Here is a 2,504-nt window from a genome sequence, read left to right as displayed (position 1 = left end):
GAGCGCTGCCGCCACGCTCACCAGGGTCACCGGCTGGAGCAGGACGACGAGGCCTGCCAGGAGGACGCAGGACAACAGCGCCAGCCATGCCTGCGGCGCGCTCACCCCGCGTGCATAGTCGACGCTCGTGGTGATCTGGATGACCGGGACGATCATGACCAGCACCGCCATGAGCTGCAGGGCCGGTGCCGCCTCCGCCCAGCTCTGGCCGAACAGGAGGGGCAACAGGTCGGGCGCGGTGACCAGGATGCCGAGCGCTGCCGGTGCGGTGACCAGCAGGGCTAGGCGCAGGGTGGTTCCCACTGCCTGGCCCATGGCCTTCGGGTCTTCGCTTAAGTGGGCGACGCTGGGCAGGAGGATGCGCTGGATCGGCCGCTGCACCACCAGCGAGAGCAGTTCCACGACCTTGGCGGCGAGCACGTAATAGCCGAGCTCGATCGGGCCCAGGAACTTGCCGAGGATCACCCGCGGCATCAGCGCATCCACCATGTAGAGGAGCCGCTCGCTGGTAGCACCACGGACGAAGCCGGTGACGCTGGCCAGGCGACGCCGGTCGAAGCGCCAGCCCGGGCGGTAACCGGTAGTCGGCCAGAGCAGCACGGCGCCCACCAGTGACTGGAGGACCTGGAAGACGATCAGCGCCCACACGCCGGCACCCTGCCAGGCGAGCAGCACGCCCACGACCCCGGCCACCGCGAGGGAGACCAGGGTGCGCATGGCGAGCGGGCCCATCTGCAGGCGGCGGCGCAGCAGCGCCATTGGCACCACGACCAGCGCCGTGCCGGGCAGGGCCAGTGACATGGCGGGCAGGGCCAGGAACAGTTCGGGGATCTCGAAGAACCAGGCGGCCGGGCCGGCCAGGAGGACCGCCGCCACGACCAGCAGCAGGGCCAGCCCCATCACCGCCCAGAACACCGAATCGAGCAGTTCGGGCTCGGGATCCTGCAGCCGCGTCACGGCGTCGCCCCAGCCGCCGTTGGTGATCAGAACCTCGCCCACCACATTGACGATCAACGCCAAGCCTAGGATACCATAGCCTTCAGGCCCGACGATCCGGGACAGGAGCACGAAGAACAGGAGCTGCAGGCCTTGTTGGCCCCAGGTCTCCAGCATGGTCCATGCCACGCCGCGCGCAGCCCGGCGGGCAAGGCCAGGATCGGCCGTCAGCTGAGAGGGATCGGTCACCGGCGAGCTTCACTTTCTGCGGTGTTGCAGGGAACGTAGCGCAGTCGGGGCATTTAATGGGGTCAAGCGGCCGTGAGATCTTGCATAACATAGTGAGGAAAGCGAATAATCACCTCGAGGGACGTGTCCGCAGGCCAGGGTCGCAAAGTTGAGGCGGGGATGCAGCATCACAGAATATTAATTGTCTGTCATGAGTACCCGCCGATTGGCGGTGGCGGTGCCACCGCGGTACGCATTCTGGCCGAAGAACAGGCCCGGATGGGCCGTGAGGTTACTGTACTTACTTCCGGGATGCGCGATCTACCTTCACGCGAGCGGCAGGCTGGCGTCGAGATCGTTCGTACCCCGTGCCGTCGCTCGGCGCGTCATTACTCGACTGCGGCTGAACTCGCCACCTGGATTCCCGGCGCACTTCTGGAAGGGCGGCGGTTGTTGCGTGCGCGCCGCTTCGATGCCATTCACGCTCACTTCATCGTTCCCGGTGCTATGGTCGCCGTACCTTTGGCGCGCGGGTTCGGCATTCCCCTCACCCTGACCGCGCATGGCTCGGACGTGCCAGGCTATAATCCTGACCGTTTCGACATGATCCACCGCCTGATCCGCCCGCTCTGGCGCTATCTGGTCAACAGCGCCGATAAGGTCACCCTGCCGTCCGCCCACCTGAGCGGCCTCCTGCGGCAGGCAGGCGGCCCCTCGGCCGTCCTGGTCCCCAACCCGTTCGCTCCCCAGCCGGGCATCCCCGCCCGCGCCAAGAAGCCCAATCGCATCCTGGTGGCTACCCGCCTGGTCCCGCGCAAGGGCGTGCAGGACCTGATCGCGGCGGTGGCCGGGATGACCGAGCCGGTCGAGCTGATCGTGGCCGGCGACGGCCCGCATGCCCCGCAACTCCGCCAGCAGGCCGAGGAGCTGAACTGCCCGGTCGACTTCCGCGGCTTCCTGCCCCGCGAGACCCTGGCCGAGCTCTATGCCAGCTCGGCGATCTTCGTGCTGCCGTCCTCGCACGAGAACTTCCCGATGGTGCTGCTGGAAGCGATGGGGGCCGGCTGCGCCGTGGTCACCACCACGGCACCCGGCTGCCGCGAGGTGGTGGGCGAGGCCGGCATCTGCGTGCCGGCGGGCGACGTCGAGGCGCTGCGCGCACAACTGGTCAGGTTGGTGCGCGACCCGGCGCTGGCCCGTGAGTACGGCCAGCGCGGCGAACGGCGGGTGGCGCAGTTCGCGCCCGACCTGGTCGCCCAGGCGTTCGACCGCGTGTACGGCTCCAGCGCCGAGAACGGCAGCAACCGCACCCCCTGGTTCGGCTCCAGTCCCCGGCCGCA

General features: G+C 68.5%; 2 protein-coding genes. One reads left to right on the top strand and one right to left on the bottom strand.

The window, feature by feature from the left end; genetic code table 11:
* A partial coding sequence (locus EQG76_RS23145) for an oligosaccharide flippase family protein (RefSeq protein ID WP_159716696.1) occupies window positions 1-1,185 on the bottom strand: 1,185 nt, incomplete at its 3' end.
* 159 nt (window positions 1,186-1,344) lie between these two features.
* On the opposite strand from EQG76_RS23145, the gene EQG76_RS23140 reads away from it, so the two are divergent.
* A partial coding sequence (locus EQG76_RS23140) for a glycosyltransferase family 4 protein (protein WP_159716694.1) occupies window positions 1,345-2,504 on the top strand: 1,160 nt, incomplete at its 3' end.

The sequence above is a fragment of the Geminicoccus flavidas genome (assembly GCF_009806515.1).
Taxonomy (GTDB): Bacteria; Pseudomonadota; Alphaproteobacteria; order Geminicoccales; family Geminicoccaceae; genus Geminicoccus; species Geminicoccus flavidus.
Note: the sequence above shows the minus strand (reverse complement) of the source record. Positions and strands in the feature narration are given on the sequence as shown.